General features: G+C 54.0%; 15 protein-coding genes and 1 pseudogene. 9 read left to right on the top strand and 7 right to left on the bottom strand.

The features are described 5' to 3' along the window. Positions 1-20: 20 nt before the first annotated feature. Both copD and yobA read right to left on the bottom strand, forming a co-directional pair. Positions 21-899: a copper homeostasis membrane protein CopD gene (gene copD, locus GSQ70_RS23960; protein ID WP_158784854.1), complete on the bottom strand. Its 879-nt coding sequence runs from the start codon at positions 897-899 to the stop codon at positions 21-23. A gap of 1 nt (position 900) precedes the next feature. Beyond that, a complete protein-coding gene (gene yobA, locus GSQ70_RS23955) occupies positions 901-1,272 on the bottom strand; it encodes a CopC domain-containing protein YobA (RefSeq protein ID WP_158784853.1) in 372 nt (123 codons plus the stop codon). A 158-nt stretch (positions 1,273-1,430) separates the two neighbouring features. On the opposite strand from yobA, the gene GSQ70_RS23950 reads away from it, so the two are divergent. From GSQ70_RS23950 to exoX, 3 genes are all read left to right on the top strand, one after another. Further along, positions 1,431-1,661 (top strand): DNA polymerase III subunit theta, encoded by a 231-nt coding sequence (locus GSQ70_RS23950; RefSeq protein ID WP_158784852.1) that lies wholly within the window; start codon positions 1,431-1,433, stop codon positions 1,659-1,661. Positions 1,662-1,745: 84 nt separating this feature from the next. Next, positions 1,746-2,504, top strand: coding sequence for a carbon-nitrogen hydrolase family protein (locus tag GSQ70_RS23945; protein ID WP_158784851.1), 759 nt, complete (start codon positions 1,746-1,748; stop codon positions 2,502-2,504). Positions 2,505-2,516: 12 nt separating this feature from the next. Continuing rightward, positions 2,517-3,179, top strand: coding sequence for an exodeoxyribonuclease X (gene exoX / locus GSQ70_RS23940; protein ID WP_158784850.1), 663 nt, complete (start codon positions 2,517-2,519; stop codon positions 3,177-3,179). A 4-nt stretch (positions 3,180-3,183) separates the two neighbouring features. On the opposite strand, the pseudogene GSQ70_RS23935 reads toward exoX, so the two are convergent. Both GSQ70_RS23935 and GSQ70_RS23930 read right to left on the bottom strand, forming a co-directional pair. Beyond that, positions 3,184-5,247, bottom strand: a pseudogene (locus GSQ70_RS23935) (prolyl oligopeptidase family serine peptidase). Positions 5,248-5,375: 128 nt separating this feature from the next. Further along, positions 5,376-6,029, bottom strand: coding sequence for a tellurite resistance TerB family protein (locus tag GSQ70_RS23930; RefSeq protein WP_158784849.1), 654 nt, complete (start codon positions 6,027-6,029; stop codon positions 5,376-5,378). A gap of 241 nt (positions 6,030-6,270) precedes the next feature. Between GSQ70_RS23930 and GSQ70_RS23925 the strand changes: the two genes are divergently transcribed. Beyond that, on the top strand, positions 6,271-7,110 hold the full coding sequence (locus tag GSQ70_RS23925) for a sugar phosphate isomerase/epimerase (RefSeq protein ID WP_158784848.1): 840 nt from the start codon (positions 6,271-6,273) through the stop codon (positions 7,108-7,110). A gap of 50 nt (positions 7,111-7,160) precedes the next feature. Here the strand turns inward: GSQ70_RS23925 and GSQ70_RS23920 are convergent, their stop codons facing one another. Beyond that, positions 7,161-7,556 (bottom strand): YebG family protein, encoded by a 396-nt coding sequence (locus tag GSQ70_RS23920; protein ID WP_158784847.1) that lies wholly within the window; start codon positions 7,554-7,556, stop codon positions 7,161-7,163. A 136-nt stretch (positions 7,557-7,692) separates the two neighbouring features. Between GSQ70_RS23920 and purT the strand changes: the two genes are divergently transcribed. Next, entirely contained in the window at positions 7,693-8,871 is a 1,179-nt protein-coding gene (purT, locus tag GSQ70_RS23915) for a formate-dependent phosphoribosylglycinamide formyltransferase (RefSeq protein ID WP_158784846.1), read from the top strand. Between the two features lie 105 nt (positions 8,872-8,976). Here the strand turns inward: purT and GSQ70_RS23910 are convergent, their stop codons facing one another. Both GSQ70_RS23910 and zwf read right to left on the bottom strand, forming a co-directional pair. Beyond that, on the bottom strand, positions 8,977-9,615 hold the full coding sequence (locus GSQ70_RS23910) for a bifunctional 4-hydroxy-2-oxoglutarate aldolase/2-dehydro-3-deoxy-phosphogluconate aldolase (protein WP_158784845.1): 639 nt from the start codon (positions 9,613-9,615) through the stop codon (positions 8,977-8,979). Positions 9,616-9,837: 222 nt separating this feature from the next. Further along, entirely contained in the window at positions 9,838-11,313 is a 1,476-nt protein-coding gene (gene zwf / locus GSQ70_RS23905) for a glucose-6-phosphate dehydrogenase (protein ID WP_158784844.1), read from the bottom strand. Positions 11,314-11,690: 377 nt separating this feature from the next. Between zwf and GSQ70_RS23900 the strand changes: the two genes are divergently transcribed. The 4 genes from GSQ70_RS23900 to GSQ70_RS23885 all read left to right on the top strand — a co-directional run bounded on the left by GSQ70_RS23900 (position 11,691) and on the right by GSQ70_RS23885 (position 17,482). Beyond that, positions 11,691-12,563 carry a MurR/RpiR family transcriptional regulator gene (locus tag GSQ70_RS23900; RefSeq protein WP_158784843.1) on the top strand — a complete coding sequence of 291 codons (873 nt, stop codon included), beginning with the start codon at positions 11,691-11,693 and terminating at the stop codon, positions 12,561-12,563. Positions 12,564-12,676: 113 nt separating this feature from the next. After that, a complete protein-coding gene (gene pyk, locus GSQ70_RS23895; protein ID WP_158784842.1) occupies positions 12,677-14,119 on the top strand; it encodes a pyruvate kinase in 1,443 nt (480 codons plus the stop codon). Between the two features lie 511 nt (positions 14,120-14,630). Further along, positions 14,631-16,184 (top strand): aspartate aminotransferase family protein, encoded by a 1,554-nt coding sequence (locus GSQ70_RS23890; protein ID WP_158784841.1) that lies wholly within the window; start codon positions 14,631-14,633, stop codon positions 16,182-16,184. Between the two features lie 8 nt (positions 16,185-16,192). Further along, positions 16,193-17,482, top strand: a complete 1,290-nt coding sequence (locus GSQ70_RS23885; protein WP_158784840.1) for a lysine N(6)-hydroxylase/L-ornithine N(5)-oxygenase family protein — start codon at positions 16,193-16,195, stop codon at positions 17,480-17,482. Position 17,483 lies beyond the last annotated feature (1 nt).

The raw sequence follows: 17,483 nt of genomic DNA, 5'->3' as shown, positions 1-17,483 counted from the left end.
GGCGATAAAAATAATCAATTTCAGGCTGGTTCCAGCGTGGCAAACACGCTGACCAGCAGCAATACCAGCGCGGCAACAAGCAACTCAGCCAGCGTGGTGTGCATAAAATGATACTGGGCGCTCTCGCCACTGCGCTGAAAGCGGGGAACCAACCAGTAACGGTTAAAGACGGCTACACCGCACATTGCCGCCACTAACAGCGTTTTTAGCAGCAGAAGCTGGCTGTACAGACCAAAACTGGTCGGCGGCCAGTTCAGAATTAGCAGCGCATTGACGACACCACTGATCACCACCAGGGCAACGGCAAGGTGTCCATAGCGGGAGAAGCACATCAGCGTTCTGATCGCGTCATATCTCGTGTTCAGTTGGCGGGCATCGCGCATCAGCAGCAATACCGGTAATAATCCCCCTGCCCAGAAAGCCCCAGCAATAAGATGAACGATCTGATTGCTACGCTGCAAAATCCCCATCGCGCCATCCAGCATCGCAGCATGGCCGACATACGCCAGCCCGATCAGTTGCCCTGCTCCACTGAGCAGCAGCAACTGCTGACGAGGAAGGCCTGTTATCCGCAGCGCGACCACACCCACAACGGCCGCAACCAGTTGCCATTGCCAGACCTGTCCAAAACTGGTCTGCAACACTGCCTGCCAGATACCGACATTCAGCATATCCGCCCAGCCATTGCCCATCAGGCCGGTTTGCGCCGCGAGCAGCAGGATAGCCGTGACCAGTGCAGACACTGCGCTGGTCACCAGCAACAGATGAAAACGCCCAGCCAGATAATCCCTGAATCTTGCCGGGGCCATCAGTGCGGTATAAACACTGCCACCGGTCAGCGACATTAACGCGGCAAAGTGCAGCCAGCGACACAATACGTAAAACAAACTCAGGGACATATCACTTCACGCTGAAGCTATAGTTCCCGTTGGTCTTGTGACCGTCCACTGACAGCACATGCCAGTTGACCTGATAGTGACCGTTGGCCAGGGGTTTCTCCAGCGGTATAATCATCTGGTTATGTTGCGCAGGTGCGCGCTCCGCTTTAGCCAGCGGCACCGGTTTCTGGTTGCCGTCGAGGACTTCAATACCGCTAAATGCCGGTTCAATATCTTCGGAAAAAGTCAGCGTCAGCGCCGGTGGGGAAGCCTCCACATTGGCATTGGCCGCCGGATACTGGCTTTTAAGGTGAGCGTGAGCAGAGGCCTGCTGGGAAAACGCCGTTGCCGTGAGAGCAAGAGCAAAAACCAGAGAGAATTTACGAGTTAACATCGTATCATCCTTAACAGAGCAGCCAGTAGCTGCGGTAAGGCCGAAAGAATACTCCGCCAGAAATAGAGTGTCGAGTCGATAAGGGCGATTACCCGCAACCAGACTTGCGAAATCCTTCAGGGTGTTTTATTTTTGCGGCGAACTTCAGGAGAACCCCGATGAATTACAATCTGGCAGAGCTGCCACAGGAAGAAAAAGACAAAATTAACGTCGAACTGGCTGCGGCCAGCGTGGCTTTTAAAGAGCGTTATAACATGCCAGTGATTGCTGAAGTGGTTGAACGTGAACAGCCAGAACCCCTGCGTGACTGGTTTCGCCAGCGGCTGATGCAGTATCGTCAGGCTTCGTTGAGTCTTTCCCGCCTGCCTTATGAACCGAAACAAAAATAGCATTTAATATTCATTTTCACCTCTTGTGTTTCCTCACCGCTTCGGTTGAGATATTGGCTTAAATCCAGCTTCAAAGGAGAGCCTATGTCCGTCTGGAGTGTCGCTGCGGCACAGTCAGGATCGCGTCCAGGAGAGATTGACCATAACCTCTCACGTCATCTTGATTTCATCCATCAGGCCGCTGAACTGCAGGTCGATGTGCTGGTTTTCCCCGAACTTTCCCTCAGCGGCTACGAGCTGGCTCTCAGCCCGACGCTGGCCATGGAAATAAACGATCCGCGCCTTGACGCCTTTGCTTCTGCCGCCAGCGAATATCAGATGTCGATCGTTATTGGCCTGCCGTTGCTGCAAGGCGATCAAACTCTGCTTGGCGCACTGACATTTCTGGCCGACGGTACCAAACTGGCCTACGGCAAACGAGAACTGTTTGGCGAAGAGAATCTGTTTTTTCAGGCTGGTGAAGGTGTTCCGCTGTTCGGTTATCGACACCACCACGTCGCACTGGCTATTTGTGCAGACATCAGCGTGGAAGAGTATGCAAGAGATGCCGCAAGACGTGGAGCTAACCTCTACGCCACCAGCGTGCTGGCCTCGGAAAAAGGGTATGCGAAAGACTGCGAATACCTTGCCCGCTGGTCAAAAGAGTACAAAATGCCGGTGCTGATGGCTAACCATGCACTGCCCACCGGCGGTTACCAGAGTGCCGGAAAAAGTGCGTTCTGGGATGAACAAGGCCGGCAGGTCGTGTCGGGCAGTTCCGGGGAACAGCTGGTCATCGCCAGAAGAACGGGTAAAGATTGGCAAGGAGAGGTGCATTCGTTACGCTACCCGTCAGTTATTTAGTAGGGACGAATTATGTTACGTGTGATCGATACCGAAACCTGCGGCCTGCAGGGCGGCATTGTTGAAGTGGCGTCAGTCGATGTGATTAACGGCCAGATTGTCAATCCCATGAGCGATTTGGTCTGCCCTGATCGCCCGATCGGCCGTCAGGCAATGGCTGTCCACCGCATCACCGAGGCCATGGTGGCCGATAAACCGCCTATCGAACAGGTCATCAGCCGTTACCACGGCAGCGCTTACTATGTGGCTCATAACGCCAGCTTTGATCGCAGAATGCTGCCGGAAATGCCCGGTGAGTGGATCTGCACCATGACGCTGGCAAGAGGCCTGTGGCCGGGCAGAAAGTACGGTAACCAGGCATTAAGAGAATCTCTGCAGTTAGAGGTTACACCACCCGCTGACCTGCATGCTCACCGTGCGCTGTATGACTGCTACGTGACAGCGTCACTTCTTATTCGCATTATGGAATTTTCCGGCTGGGATAGTGAGGAGATGGTTCGCCGTATGCAGGTCCGCGGTTCAGGCACCACCTTTCCGTTTGGCAAGTACCGCGGCAGTAAGATTGATGACGTGGCGAAGCGCGATCCGGGTTATCTCAGGTGGATGCTCAAGAATATCCAGGACCTGAAACCCGATCTGCGCAGCGCCATGGAGCGGGCGCTGTCGGCAGAGTAAATATTCAGTGCGCAGTGGCCGCGCTGAGCGTTTCCTGCGCCAGCGCGATCAGGAATGCATATTCCAGTGCCACCCCTTCATAAGATTTGAAGCGACCTGATTTCCCACCGTGCCCGGCATCCATATCGGTGCAAAGCAGCAGCAGATTATCGTCAGTTTTCAGCGCCCTCAGCTTAGCCACCCATTTTGCCGGTTCCCAGTATTGCACCTGGGAATCATGCAGGCCGGTGGTCACCAGCAGGTGTGGATAATTCTGCGCGGAGACGCAGTCATAGGGGCTGTACTGGCGGATGTAATGATAGAACGCCTCTTCCGCCGGATTCCCCCATTCGTCATACTCTCCGGTAGTCAGCGGAACAGACTCATCCAGCATGGTCGTCACAACATCCACAAAGGGAACCTGCGCCACAACACCATGGAAACGAGCGGGCGCCATATTGATCACTCCGCCCATCAGCAGGCCGCCCGCACTGCCTCCCATCGCATAGAGTTTTTGAGGATTACCATACCCCTGCTCCACCAGCGCATTGGTCACATCAATGAAGTCGTGGAAAGTGTTCATTTTTTTCAGCAGCTTGCCATCTTCGTACCACTGCTGTCCCAGTTCACCGCCACCGCGAATATGTGCCAGTGCAAACACAAAACCGCGATCCAGCAGGCTCAACCGGCTGGCGCTGAAATCCGCATCCATGCTGCTGCCGTAAGAGCCATAGGCGTAAACCAGCAGCGGGTTTTTGCCGGGCTGATAGTGTTCACGGTGATAAACCAGCGAAACGGGCACTTCCACTCCGTCGCGGACCTTTATCCAGTGATGCTCACTTCGGTACTGGCTGGCATTAAAGCCCTTCACTTCTGACTGTTTGAGCACCTGACGCTCACCGCTGTCCATATCAAGTTCAAACAGTGTGTCGGGCGTGGTCATTGAAGAGTAGCCGTAACGCAGTTTGCTGGTTTCTGGCGTGGGGTTGTATGACAGCCAGGTCACATAGGCCGGATCGTCGAATGCAATACCAATATCCTTGCCGGTTTTCCAGCAAATCTGACGCAAGCTGGTCAGGCCGCGCTACCGTTCTTCCACCACCAGCCAGTCACGGAACAGGCTGAAATCTTCCAGCACAACAGCATCACGTGCCGGGATCACCGTTTCCCACACTTCTTCTTTAAAATGGTCGGTCCGGTAAAGGCCGAAGTTCTTACCTTCGCGGTTGGAACGAACGTAGAAATGTTGCTGGTAGTGATCCAGCGTATATTCGTGGTCCTTACGCCGCGGGCAAAATACCTGTGGCGTGGCATCTGCATATTCGGCATCCAGCAGCAGGATTTCACTGGTAGTACTGCTGTTCAGAACAATCAGAATAAAATGTTCGGAAGTCGTTTTATGCACGCTGACGTAGAAGGTATCGTCCTGCTCTTCATAAACCAGTTCATCTTCCTGCTGCGAAGTACCCAGCTGATGTCGCCACACTTGCCAGGGCAGCAGCGTTTGCTTGTCCTTGAGCACGTAATAAAACGTCCGGCTGTCGCTGGCCCAGACAAAGCTGGATGACACATTTTCCAGCTTTTCAGGATACCAGCTTCCCGTTTCCAGATTGCAGAAGCGGATCCCGTACTGACGGCGTGACAGAAAGTCCTCTGCCAGTGCCATAGTCTGGTTGTCCGGGCTGATGCCCATGCCACCCAGCGTGTAAAACTCACTGTGTGCCGCTTGCTGATTACCGTCCAGCAGCAGGTCCCACTGTTCCGGCGTGGATGAGTTCTCAGGCTGTCTGGTGTAGATGGCATACTCATTGCCCTCGTCATAGCGGCGCTGGTAGCGGTAACCATTTTTAACGTAAGGGACGGAGTGGTCGCGCTGCGGGATACGGTCAATGATTTCTTTCAGCACACGCTCCTGCAGCGATTTCTGCGACTTCATCACTTCTTTGCCGTAATCGTTCTCCGCGTGCAGATAGCCAAGTACCGCAGGATCTTCACGTTGATCGTCCCGCAGCCAGTAGTAATTATCTGTCCGGGTTTCTCCGTGAAGGGTCATCTTATAAGGAATTTTTTTGGCGACTGGTGGTTTAATCATGCTGCATCCCCGCTGAATAAGTCTTATCGGATAAGGGTGGCAGCTGTCAGAGAGATTGCCAAGCGCTAAACGGGGGGCAGGTAAACAAAACAGGTTGTTGGGGGGCATTTAGCCCCCTTTCCGCCTCAGGCCGGCAGTTTTTGCTTTTCAGCCTGAATATCCCGGGCCATGCTGTCCCGGACATCCTGTGGGATTTTCAGCTCATCGCCCAGAGCCTGCAGATAGCTGCGCTCCATAAAATGGTCAACATCGATGACCAGATTACTGAGGAAATAGACTTCCAGCGCCTCTTCTTCATTTTTTACGTCGTGTGCCAGCATTTTTGGGTCCAGCGGCATCTCAATGGCAGACTGCAGCAATCTTTCCCCATCACTACCCAGACCTGACTGATGGATATGCTGATCAATAGCCTGCCGTTCACTGCTGTCGATATGACCATCACTCTTGGCTGCAAAAACGAGTGCCTGGATCAGGCGCTCAGCCCGGCGATCAACCGGTGACTGTTGCTTACCGTACTGCGGCTCCTCACTGTGCGTTTCGCTCACTCGCTGCTTGTATTTATTCCAGAGCAACGCACCTGCGGCTGCGCTGCCGCCGATAATTAGTGCGTTTTTGCCATATTTACTCAGCAGTTTACGGGAGGATTTGCTGGCAATCAGCAGCCCGGCAAGGCCGCCCAGCGCCCCCGGAGCCAGCATTTTACTCAGTCCTTCGCTTCCCTGCTGTCCCGGCTTACTGTTTCCCAGAACAGATTGTATTTGCTGCAGCCAGTTCATCACTCTTCCTTCTCATAAATAAAAACATCAGCATAGAGTGGCATACGTCAAGTACCGTCAAGGCCTGCAAAGCCTCGAAAACTCCCTTACGTTTTGACGTTCCGGCAAGCCTGAGTGCCAGACTATACTGTTGAGGACACCGGTTAACTTTTTCGCGGTAACAAAAGGTCAGACCGGGCAGGAGTAAGGGCAGCCAGACCCTGACCGGCAGTGCAATGTTGCAAGGTTTTAAAAGGGGAATATCATGCGATTCAGCAACAATCCACTGTTTATTAATACGGTTCTGCTTGGCGGAACGCCGGAGGAGAAAATTGAGGCCGCAGCAACGGCAGGCTTCAGTCAGGTTGAACTCTGGCGACAGGACGTTGAGGCCGCGACAGGCAATACGGTCGATCTCTCCAACCTGCTGAAAGGGCACAATCTGGCGCTGACAGATTATCAGGTTCTGCTGGATTTTGACGGTGCGCCGGAAGAGATGCGGCAGAGCAAGCGTGATGAAGCTTTGCAGATGCTGGATACGGCCGTCTCGCTTGGCGCAACCACTCTTCTGACACCAGCTTCCACTCAGCAGAATTGTATTGCCGAACGAGAAGAGGAGGATATTCACTGGCTGGCGCGTGAAGCGGGTAAACGGGGGCTGCGGATTGCCTTTGAAGCCATGGCATGGAGCACACACATTAACAATACCGCCGCAGCATGGAAACTTATCCAGCAGGTTAATGAACCCAATTTAGGTCTGGTGGTGGATGCCTTCCACATTTTCGTTCGCAGTCGCACCGTGGCGGATCTGGCAGGTATTCCAATGGATAAAATCTTCCTTGTGCAGCTTTCCGATCTGATTGTTCTGCCCGCTCAGGGTGAACTGGTGGATACAGCGCGCCACAAAAGGTTGTTACCCGGTCAGGGTAGCTTCCCGCTGTATACGCTGATGGATTATCTGGAGTCTGAGGGTTACAGCGGGCCGCTGGGGCTGGAAGTCTTTAACGACGATTTTAATCAGCAAAATCCTGCCGATGTGGCAAGGGAAGCAATGCATGCCCTGAAGCGCTGTTGCGCAAGGCTGACCGCCCCGCAAACTTACTGAGCTTCACAAAAACGCCCGGCTAAATTTGCCGGGCAGTTGCGACGATAAATTCAAGCCGCTTTGCTGGCGCGTGAAGGCCTGGCGGCTTTTGCAAATACTTCAGCTTTTTCCACTTCAACGGCATCGTCTGCTTCTTCAGATTCAGCCACTTCTTCGTGGTGTTCAGCCAGAGGTGCAGATTCATTCACTTCAGAAACTACATCGGTACCTTCCGGCAGCTTGCTGGTGCGCAGGATGTGCTGAACGGCATCCTTGTTTTCGGCGAGGAACATGCCCAGCGCTTCACGCTGCTCTTCTTCGATGGTCAGCGGAGCAACGCTCAGCCAGTCGGAGAACACTTCCGCCATGTCGAGCATTTTGTCGTAAGCGTCGGCTTCTTTCTTACTGGCGAACGTCATCTTTTCCTCACCTTTTCTGACGACAACATATTTGATTTCAACAGCCATAGTGCACACCTCAGTTAACTGTATTTTTATACAGTATAACAGCGATGAAATTTTGGCTCAAGTCCGTAAAGCAGATGTATGCGCAATCGTTTTCGTTTATACTGCGCGCGTTTTTTCATCCAATCAGGTAGAGATTATGACAACTCTTGGAACTGCGCTACGCCCTGCTGCCACTCGTGTAATGCTGCTGGGTTCAGGTGAACTGGGCAAAGAAGTCGCGCTGGAGTGCCAGCGTCTGGGCGTGGAGGTGATCGCCGTGGATCGCTATGCCGATGCTCCCGCCATGCACGTTGCCCACCGCAGCCATGTCATTAATATGCTGGATGGTGAGGCACTGAAGGCTCTGGTGGCACTGGAACGCCCCGATTTTATCGTGCCGGAAATCGAAGCCATCGCAACCGATATGCTGATTGAGCTGGAAAAAAAGGGTCAGCATGTTGTCCCTACCGCGCGCGCTGCCCGCCTGACCATGAACCGTGAAGGCATTCGTCGCCTGGCTGCGGAGGAGCTGGCTCTGCCCACTTCAACGTACCGCTTTGCCGACAGCGAAGAGGCTTTTCGCCAGGCTGCGCAGGAAATTGGCTTCCCGTGCATCGTTAAGCCGGTAATGAGTTCGTCAGGAAAAGGACAGAGTTTTATCCGCGAAGCTTCACAGCTGGATGTGGCCTGGGATTACGCTCAGCAGGGTGGACGAGCCGGTGCCGGTCGCGTGATCGTTGAAGGTGTGGTTAAATTTGATTTTGAAATCACCCTGCTGACCATCAGCGCGGTGGATGGCATTCATTTTTGCGCGCCGATTGGTCATCGTCAGGAGGATGGCGACTACCGTGAATCCTGGCAGCCGCAGCAGATGAGCGCCCTCGCCCTGCAGCGTGCGGAAGAAATTGCCCAAAAAGTGGTATTGGCACTGGGCGGTCATGGTCTGTTTGGTGTTGAGCTGTTTGTCTTCGGCGATGAAGTGGTGTTCAGTGAAGTCTCTCCTCGCCCACACGATACCGGCATGGTCACGCTGATCTCTCAGGATCTGTCGGAGTTCGCACTGCATGTTCGCGCCTTCCTCGGCCTGCCTGTTGGCGGCATCCGTCAGTACGGTCCGGCGGCTTCTGCAGTGATCCTGCCAGAGCTGGACAGTGATAACGTGCAGTTTGCACAGTTGGGTGATGTGCTGGGTGCGGGTCTGCAGGTTCGTCTGTTTGGCAAGCCGGAGATCCGTGGTAAACGCCGTATGGGGGTTGCGCTGGCGACGGGACACGACATTGACGACGCCGTGGAACGGGCAGTTAGCTGCGCGGCTGGCGTTAAGATCAGCGGTTGAGTTAACTCTCGTCGTACCCACAAAAAAGGATGGCTTTTGCCATCCTTTTTTTATTCCGGAACCGGCTTCATCGCTGCCGGTAACTCAGCCGAAGCGAACATAATCTCAGCGCGCGCCGGCCACTGCCTCTTTCGCCAGTTGAGTGATACGGTCGTAGTCACCCGCTTCCAGCGCATCCGCCGGAACCAGCCAGGATCCGCCGATACAGAGCACGCTTTTCAGCGCCAGATAGTCGCGGTAGTTAGCCGGAGAAATACCACCCGTCGGGCAAAAACGCACCTGCGGGAACGGACCACCAATCGCCTGCAACGCTTTCACGCCACCATTCGCTTCTGCCGGGAAAAATTTAAACTCACGCAGGCCGTAGTCCAGCCCGGTCATCAGCTCTGAAACCGTACTGATCCCCGGGATTAACGGCACAGGCCCCGCAACTGCTGCCTTCAGCAGTGATTCGGTAATACCAGGGCTGATAACGAACTGTGCTCCCGCATCAGTCACTTCTTTTAGTTGCTCTACGTTGAGCACCGTACCGGCCCCCACAATCGCTTCCGGCACTTCTTTGATCATCGCTTTAAGGGCATCCATGGCACAAGGCGTGCGCAGCGTCACTTCCAGCACCTTAACGCCACCCGCCACCAGCGCTTTCGCCATTGGCACCGCGTGTTCCAGTTTGTTTACCACGATGACCGGCACAACCGGGCCAGTTGTCAGGATCTGTTCTGCGCTTGTTTTCCAGTTACTCATCGACCTGCTTCTCCTGTCTGACCAGCCTGATTCCCGTGGATACATGGCTGGCAAAAAGCGACGCCCAGGGCGTCCGGAAAGTGATTTCGTCCTCTACCATACAGGATAGCCACCGCCTTCGTCCATGCGCTTCCTCTGTTTTTGAAACTGCGGTTCATTTTTTTCTTTTTGTCATTCAGGCATAAAAAAACCCGCCTGAGCGGGTTTATTCAGCCAGCGTAATTATTCAAACTCATTCCACGAGCGGCCATCGCGGGTGATCATCGCCACCGAGGCAACCGGTCCCCAGGTGCCTGCCTGGTAAGGCTTAGGCGCTTCGTTATCAGCAGCCCAGGCTTCCATGATGGAGTCGACCCATTTCCAGGCTTCTTCGACTTCGTCACGGCGCACAAACAGTGCCTGAATGCCGCGCATTGTCTCCAGCAGCAGACGCTCGTAGGCATCGGCGAGATGTGACTGGTTGAAGGTTTCTGAGAAGCTCAGATCCAGTTTGGTGGTTTGCAGGTTGTGCTTGTGATCCAGACCGGGAACCTTGTTCAGGATCTGAATATCCACGCCTTCATCCGGCTGCAGACGGATAGTCAGTTTATTCTGCGGCAGTTCCTGCCAGGATTCTTTAAACAGGTTCAGCGCCGGATTCTTGAAGTAGACCACAACTTCGGAGCACTTGGTCGGCAGACGTTTGCCGGTACGCAGGTAAAATGGAACACCCGCCCAGCGCCAGTCATCAATATCCACGCGGATGGAGACGAAGGTTTCGGTGTTGCTGGCCTTATTGGCATCTTCCTCTTCCAGGTAGCCAGGCACTTTTTTGCCCTGCACAAAGCCAGAAGTGTACTGACCACGCACGGTTTTATCGCGCACGTTGCTGTGGTCGATACGGCGCAGCGAGCGCAGCACTTTCACTTTCTCATCACGGATACGGTCAGCAGAGAGATCGGCTGGCGGAGACATAGCAATCATGGTCAGAACCTGCAACAGGTGGTTCTGGATCATGTCGCGCATCTGACCAGCTTTATCGAAATAGCCCCAGCGACCTTCGATACCCACCTCTTCCGCCACGGTAATCTGCACGTGATCGATAGTGCGGTTATCCCAGTTGGAGGCAAACAGAGAGTTAGCGAAGCGCAGGGCCAGCAGGTTCAGCACCGTCTCTTTGCCAAGATAGTGGTCAATTCGGAAGACCTGGTTCTCTTCGAAATATTCACCGACCTGATCGTTGATCTCGCGTGAAGTTTCCAGCGAGGTTCCAAGTGGTTTTTCCATCACTACGCGGGCAGGCTGAGCGTTAAGTTTAGCAGTCCCCAGCCCTTTACAGATGGCGCCAAAGGTGCCTGGCGGCATGGCGAAATAGTTAATGGTGACGCGCTTCTTCTGGTCGAGCATTTTGCCCAGTTTAGTGAAGTGCGCTACATCATTAACGTCCAGATTGCAGAAGTCGAGACGGCCGCTGAGCTTGTCCCACAGCGCTTCGTCAATCTTCTCCTTCATAAAGGTTTCCAGCGCTTCACGCACTACCTTGGTATAGGCTGCTTTGTCCCAGTCCGCACGGCCCACGCCGATGATGCGTGAGTCTTCGTGGATTTGACCGGCTTTTTCTAATTGATACAGGGAAGGTAACAGTTTCCGGCGTGCGAGATCGCCTTTGGCACCGAAAATGACCAGATCGCATGCCTGGGCCGTTTGTGTAACCGCCATTATATTCTCCTCGTTGCAGGATAAGCCTGACCTGCGTAATCCGTAAGCATTCAGGCTCTTATTGTAATTTTCTTTCAGTACAATGTACTGCTTTTGCCGTGGCCGCGTAAACCTGAGAGCGTCGTTCCAGCACAGAGTAGCCAGATTGTGCAAACTTTATCGCCGACCGGGCAGACAGTTTGTGCGTAATTTTTCAACTTTTTTGTTACTTCGTTTACCACTGTGAAAGTCAGACACAGATCAAATTCTGGGAAAAAAGCGCAGGAAAGCACGTGAAGCCCCTGCCCCCGGCTGTTTAGCGCAATGTATATTCTCTACAAATTGACATCGATTTCTCCTTTGGTTGAAATCGTCAGAATGTATGAGTGGATGCCGTTATGAATATGCTGGAAAAAATCCAGACTCACCTGGAACACCTTAGCAAATCCGAGCGCAAAGTAGCGGAAGTGATCCTCGCTGCGCCCGGTTCCGCCATCCACGTCAGTATCGCGCTGCTGGCCCGTGAAGCGGAAGTCAGCGAACCCACAGTCAACCGCTTCTGTCACCGGCTGGAGGCGAAAGGCTTCCCGGACTTCAAGCTGCAGCTGGCGCAAAGTCTGGCCAACGGTACCCCCTATGTCAGCCGCAATGTCGATGAGAATGACAGCGTCGACTCCTACTCCGGCAAAATTTTCGAATCGGCAATGGCCGGGCTGGACCGGGTCAGAAACGGTCTGGATACCAGTGCAGTTAACCGCGCTGTTGACCTGTTGACCCAGTCAAAAAAGATCGCCTTCTTCGGTCTGGGTGCTTCTGCCGCCGTTGCTCACGATGCAATGAATAAATTTTTTCGCTTCAATGTGCCTGTCATCTATTCCGATGATATTGTGATGCAGCGGATGTGCTGTATCAACAGTACGGAAGGCGACGTTATGGTGCTGATTTCCCATACCGGGCGCACTAAAAATTTAGTCGAACTGGCACAACTTGCCCGGGAAAATGATGCCACGGTGCTGGCCATCACCTCCTCTGGCTCGCCGCTGGCGCGTGAAGCCACCCTGGCACTCACCTTAGACGTGCCGGAAGACACCGACATTTATATGCCGATGGTGTCGCGCCTGGCACAGCTGACGCTGATAGACGTGCTCGCCACCGGCTTTACGCTGCGGCGCGGAGCTACATTCCGTGACAATCTTAAACGTGTGAAAGCGGCTCTGAAGGAGTCGCGGTTTGAAAAAGAAGACGGGCTTGCGTTGCCGACGCGACCCTGATTTCCATAATGACTGTGTAAAGGGCCGATCGACACGGTCCGAATATTATAAAATCACTGAACCTTTACAGGGATTGCTCCGGCAGTACCCTTTCAAAGTCAACGGAGTCATACATGTCCAGACGTCTCAGAAGAACCAAGATCGTAACCACGTTAGGCCCTGCCACCGATCGCGATAATAACCTCGAAAAAATCATCGCTGCCGGCGCCAATGTCGTTCGTCTTAACTTCTCTCATGGCACCCCGGAAGATCACATGCAGCGCGCCAACAGCGTCCGCGAAATTGCGGCGAAACTCGGCCGTCATGTGGCGATCCTTGGCGATCTGCAGGGACCTAAAATCCGTGTTTCCACCTTTAAAGAAGGCAAAGTTTTCCTCAGCGTTGGCGATAAATTCCTGCTGGATGCCAGCCTGGGCAAAGGTGAAGGCGATAAAGATAAAGTAGGTATCGACTACAAAGGCCTGCCTGCTGACGTCGTGCCGGGCGACATCCTGCTGCTCGATGATGGCCGTGTGCAGCTGAAAGTGCTGGAAGTTCAGGGGATGAAGGTATACACCGAAGTGACCGTCGGCGGCCCGCTCTCCAATAACAAAGGCATTAACAAACTTGGCGGTGGCCTGTCTGCCGAAGCGCTGACGGAAAAGGACAAAGCGGACATCCTGACCGCTGCAAAAATCAACTGTGATTACCTTGCCGTCTCCTTCCCCCGCTGTGGTGAAGACCTGAATTATGCTCGTCGCCTGGCGCGTGAAGCCGGTTGTGAAGCAAAAATTGTTTCCAAGGTTGAACGTGCCGAGGCCGTTGCCTCGCAGGAAGCGATGGATGACATCATCCTCGCCTCCGATGTGGTGATGGTTGCCAGGGGCGATCTGGGCGTCGAAATTGGCGATCCTGAACTGGTCGGCATCCAGAAAGCCCTGATCCGTCGTGCCCGTCAGCTGAACCGTTCGGTGATCACCGCAACCCAGATGATGGAGTCAATGATCACTAATCCGATGCCAACCCGCGCCGAAGTCATGGACGTGGCAAACGCCGTGCTGGATGGTACGGATGCGGTTATGCTCTCTGCTGAGACCGCAGCCGGTCAGTATCCTGCCGAGACGGTGACGGCGATGGCGAAGGTTTGTCTGGGCGCTGAGAAGATCCCAAGTATCAACGTTTCCAAGCACCGTCTGGATGTGCAGTTCGACAATATCGAAGAAGCGATTGCCATGTCAGCGATGTATGCAGCTAACCACCTGCAGGGCGTCACCGCGATTATCACCATGACCGAATCAGGCCGTACCGCGCTGATGACTTCCCGTATCACCTCTGGTCTGCCCATTTTTGCCATGTCGCGCCACGAGCGCACGCTGAACCTGACCGCTCTGTATCGTGGTGTCACCCCCGTTTATTTCGACAGCAACAATGACGGCGTGGTCGCAGCACATGACGCCATAAACCTGCTGCGTGACAAAGGTTTTCTGATGTCCGGTGACCTGGTTATCGTTACTCAGGGTGACGTGATGAGCACCACCGGCACCACCAACACCAGCCGCGTACTGCGCGTCGAGTAATTATTCAGGTTACTTGCTACTAACGTCTCGCGTCATGACCGGCGCGAGGCGTGCCAGGACTGAAATAGCGGTCTGTCCGTGCCACACGCCCTGTTTTATACTTCCTGCGTCTTTCCCATCTGCAATAAATTTCACTCATCTCCTTATCGCAATTTAGCTGCTTTTTTCCAGCCTGACTGATTTTTGAGACTCAATTTTGTGATCTTTATCACACTTATAACATTAACAATACTTATCACATCTTTGTCACAATAATCTTATTGAATGATAATGATTACCATTTATAATCTCATCCTCAATAACAAACAGCGCCATTGAGCAACAAAACCACACAAAAGAGAGGTTTTTTCGCTTATCCAAGCAAAATCCACTAATTAAAAGTGCCACGGGGAAATTTACCCTCCCTGAAAAACGTTAATTACTCTGAACTGGCGATCCGTCGTCAGGCGTATAACGCTGTCATTTTTCTGTGGCGGCAGGGCTTTTTACGTCTTCAATAAAGGAACAGGATATGGTTTTACGTTCGCAAACTCAGCCAGTGCCTCGCCTGCATCTCACTCCGGAGGCTGTCGCGCCTCAGGATTACATCTTTAGTGACAGGCAACTGGACGCCTGGGACCGGCAAACGCAGGATGTCCTGACGCTGCTGAGCAGCACCCTGAACGGGGTTGAAAAACCTTTCAGCGGTATCCTGCCACATGAGCTGTCGCCCCTGTTCAGCAACGTTGACCTGAACGCGCCGCTGGGCAGCAACGAAGCCGCGCTGGAAGAACTGAAAGAGCTTTACCTGCGTGACGCCGTCTGGTTCCACCATCCTAAATATGTGGCCCATCTGAACTGTCCGGTGGTGCTCCCTTCTCTGCTGGCCGAGCAGATTATGGCTGCTGTCAACAGTTCGGTGGATACCTGGGACCAGAGCGCCGGCGGCACGCTGATTGAGCAGAAGGTGATCGACTGGACGCTCAGCCGCATCGGTCTGCCGCAAAACGCTGATGGCATCTTCACCAGCGGTGGAACCCAGTCCAATCTGATGGCGATGCTGCTGGCGCGTGACAGCTGGTGTGCCGGGCATCATGCAGGTCACCTGATTAAACACCGTGGGCTGCCGCAGGATGCCGGTAAGTGGCGCGTATTCACCTCAAAACTCAGCCACTTCAGCATCCAGAAATCGATGGCGATCCTCGGTCTGGGGTATGACGCAGTGATCCCGGTGGATCACGACGACTGTTACCGTATGGATGCCAGCCAGCTTGAGCAGGAAATTCAGCGCTGTCACCAGGAAGGATTGATCCCGATTGCGGTGGTTGCCACCAGCGGTACCACTGATTTCGGCAGCATTGACCCGCTGCAGGATATCGCCCACCTTTGCCAGCACTACGGCCTGTGGATGCACGTTGATGCGGCTTACGGCTGTGGCCTGCTGGTTTCTGAGCAACATCGCCCACGCCTGAAGGGAATTGAACTGGCGGATTCCGTTACCGTTGATTACCACAAATCTTTCTTCCAGACCGTCAGCTGCGGAGCGTTCTTCGTGCGGGACAAACAGCATCTCAGCCACGTGACACATCATGCGGATTACCTGAATCCATTGAGCGCTCAGCAGGAAGGTACGCCCAATCTGGTGAACAAAAGCATCCAGACTACCCGCCGTTTCGATGCACTGAAAATGTGGCTGACGCTGCGCATCATGGGACCCGCAGCGCTGGGTGAAGCCTTTGATTCCATCATCGCCCTGACCCAGACCGCTCACCAGTTGCTCACTGCTCATCCGGCGATTGAAGTGCTGCATGCGCCGGAGCTGACCACCCAAATTTTCCGCTACGTTCCCCGGCCGGGCATGAGCGACACGGCGGTTGACGAGATCAACGCCAATATCCGCAAAGCGCTGTTCCGTTCCGGTAATGCGGTGATCGCCGGAACCAAAGTCAACAGCCGTCAGTATCTGAAGTTTACCCTGCTGAACCCCACCACCACCGCCGCAGACCTTGAAGATGTTATCGCCCTGATTGTGCATTACGGTCGGGAGCAGGTGCGGATTTCTGCACTTAACGCGGCTAATCAGTGAGAGATGCTATGAAAACTATCCACGATTTTATCGGCATTGGTATCGGTCCGTTCAACCTGGGTCTGGCCTGCCTGAGCGAGCCGGTTGAGGGCCTTAACGGCGTCTTCCTTGACCAGAATCCGGGCTTTGACTGGCACACCGGCATGATGCTGGAAAGCGCACACCTGCAGACGCCATTTATGGCCGATCTGGTGACGCTGGCTGACCCGACCAGCCCTTACAGCCTGCTCAACTATATGAAAGAGAAAGGCAAGCTGTACTCTTTCTATATCCGGGAAGACTTTTTCCTGATGCGCAAAGAGTACAATCAGTACTGCCAGTGGGCGGCGGCGAAGCTGAGTAACCTGCGCTGGAATACCCGCGTGGAATATCTCAGTTTTGATGAGAGCGAACAGTGCTACATCGTGCGTTCTGTCGATACTGTCAGCGGCGCAGCCAAAGAGTGGTACGCCCGCCGTCTGGTGCTGGGCACCGGGCCACAAGCCTGGATGCCAGCCTGTAGCCGTCCGTATCGCGATCGCCTGACCCACTCCAGCGAGTATCTGGTCAACAAAGATCAATTGCAGCAGAAAAGTTCGATTACCGTGCTGGGCAGTGGCCAGAGCGCCGCCGAGATCTATTACGACTTGCTGACCGACATCGACAAGTTTAACTACCAGCTCAACTGGATCACCCGTGCGCCACGCTTCTATCCGCTGGAGTACACCAAGCTGACGCTGGAGATGACCTCACCGGAGTGGATCGACTACTTCCATGACCTGCCACCGGCCAAACGTGATGAGCTGAACGCCCGTCACAAAAATCTCTATAAAGGCATTAACAGCAGCCTGATTAACGACATCTATGACCTGATGTACGTCAAGCGTCTGGACGGCGAACTGGATGTCAATCTGTTCACCCACTCCGAGCTGTGCGATATGCGCCGGACGCCGGAAGGGGAATTCGAGCTGTCACTGCATCAGCAGGAACAGGGACGCGACTTCATCCGCAAAACCGAAGGTCTGGTAATGGCGACCGGTTATCATTATCAGCCACCGATGTTTATTGAAGGCATCGCCAGACGTTTGCGCTGGGACGAAAAAGGTCGCTACGACGTCCAGCGCAATTACAGCATCGACCATGACAACCAGGTCTTTGTGCAGAACGCCGAGCTGCATACTCACGGTTTCGTCACCCCTGACCTGGGTATGGCGTGCTACCGCAATTCCGTCTTACTGCGCGAACTGGCTGGTCGGGAAATCTATCCCATCGAACGCCAGATCGCCTTCCAGACCTTCCCGGCAAAAACGGAACGTTGAT

The sequence above is a fragment of the Pantoea sp. BAV 3049 genome (assembly GCF_009765445.1).
In the GTDB taxonomy this organism is placed as follows: Bacteria; Pseudomonadota; Gammaproteobacteria; order Enterobacterales; family Enterobacteriaceae; genus Erwinia.
Note: the sequence above shows the minus strand (reverse complement) of the source record. Positions and strands in the feature narration are given on the sequence as shown.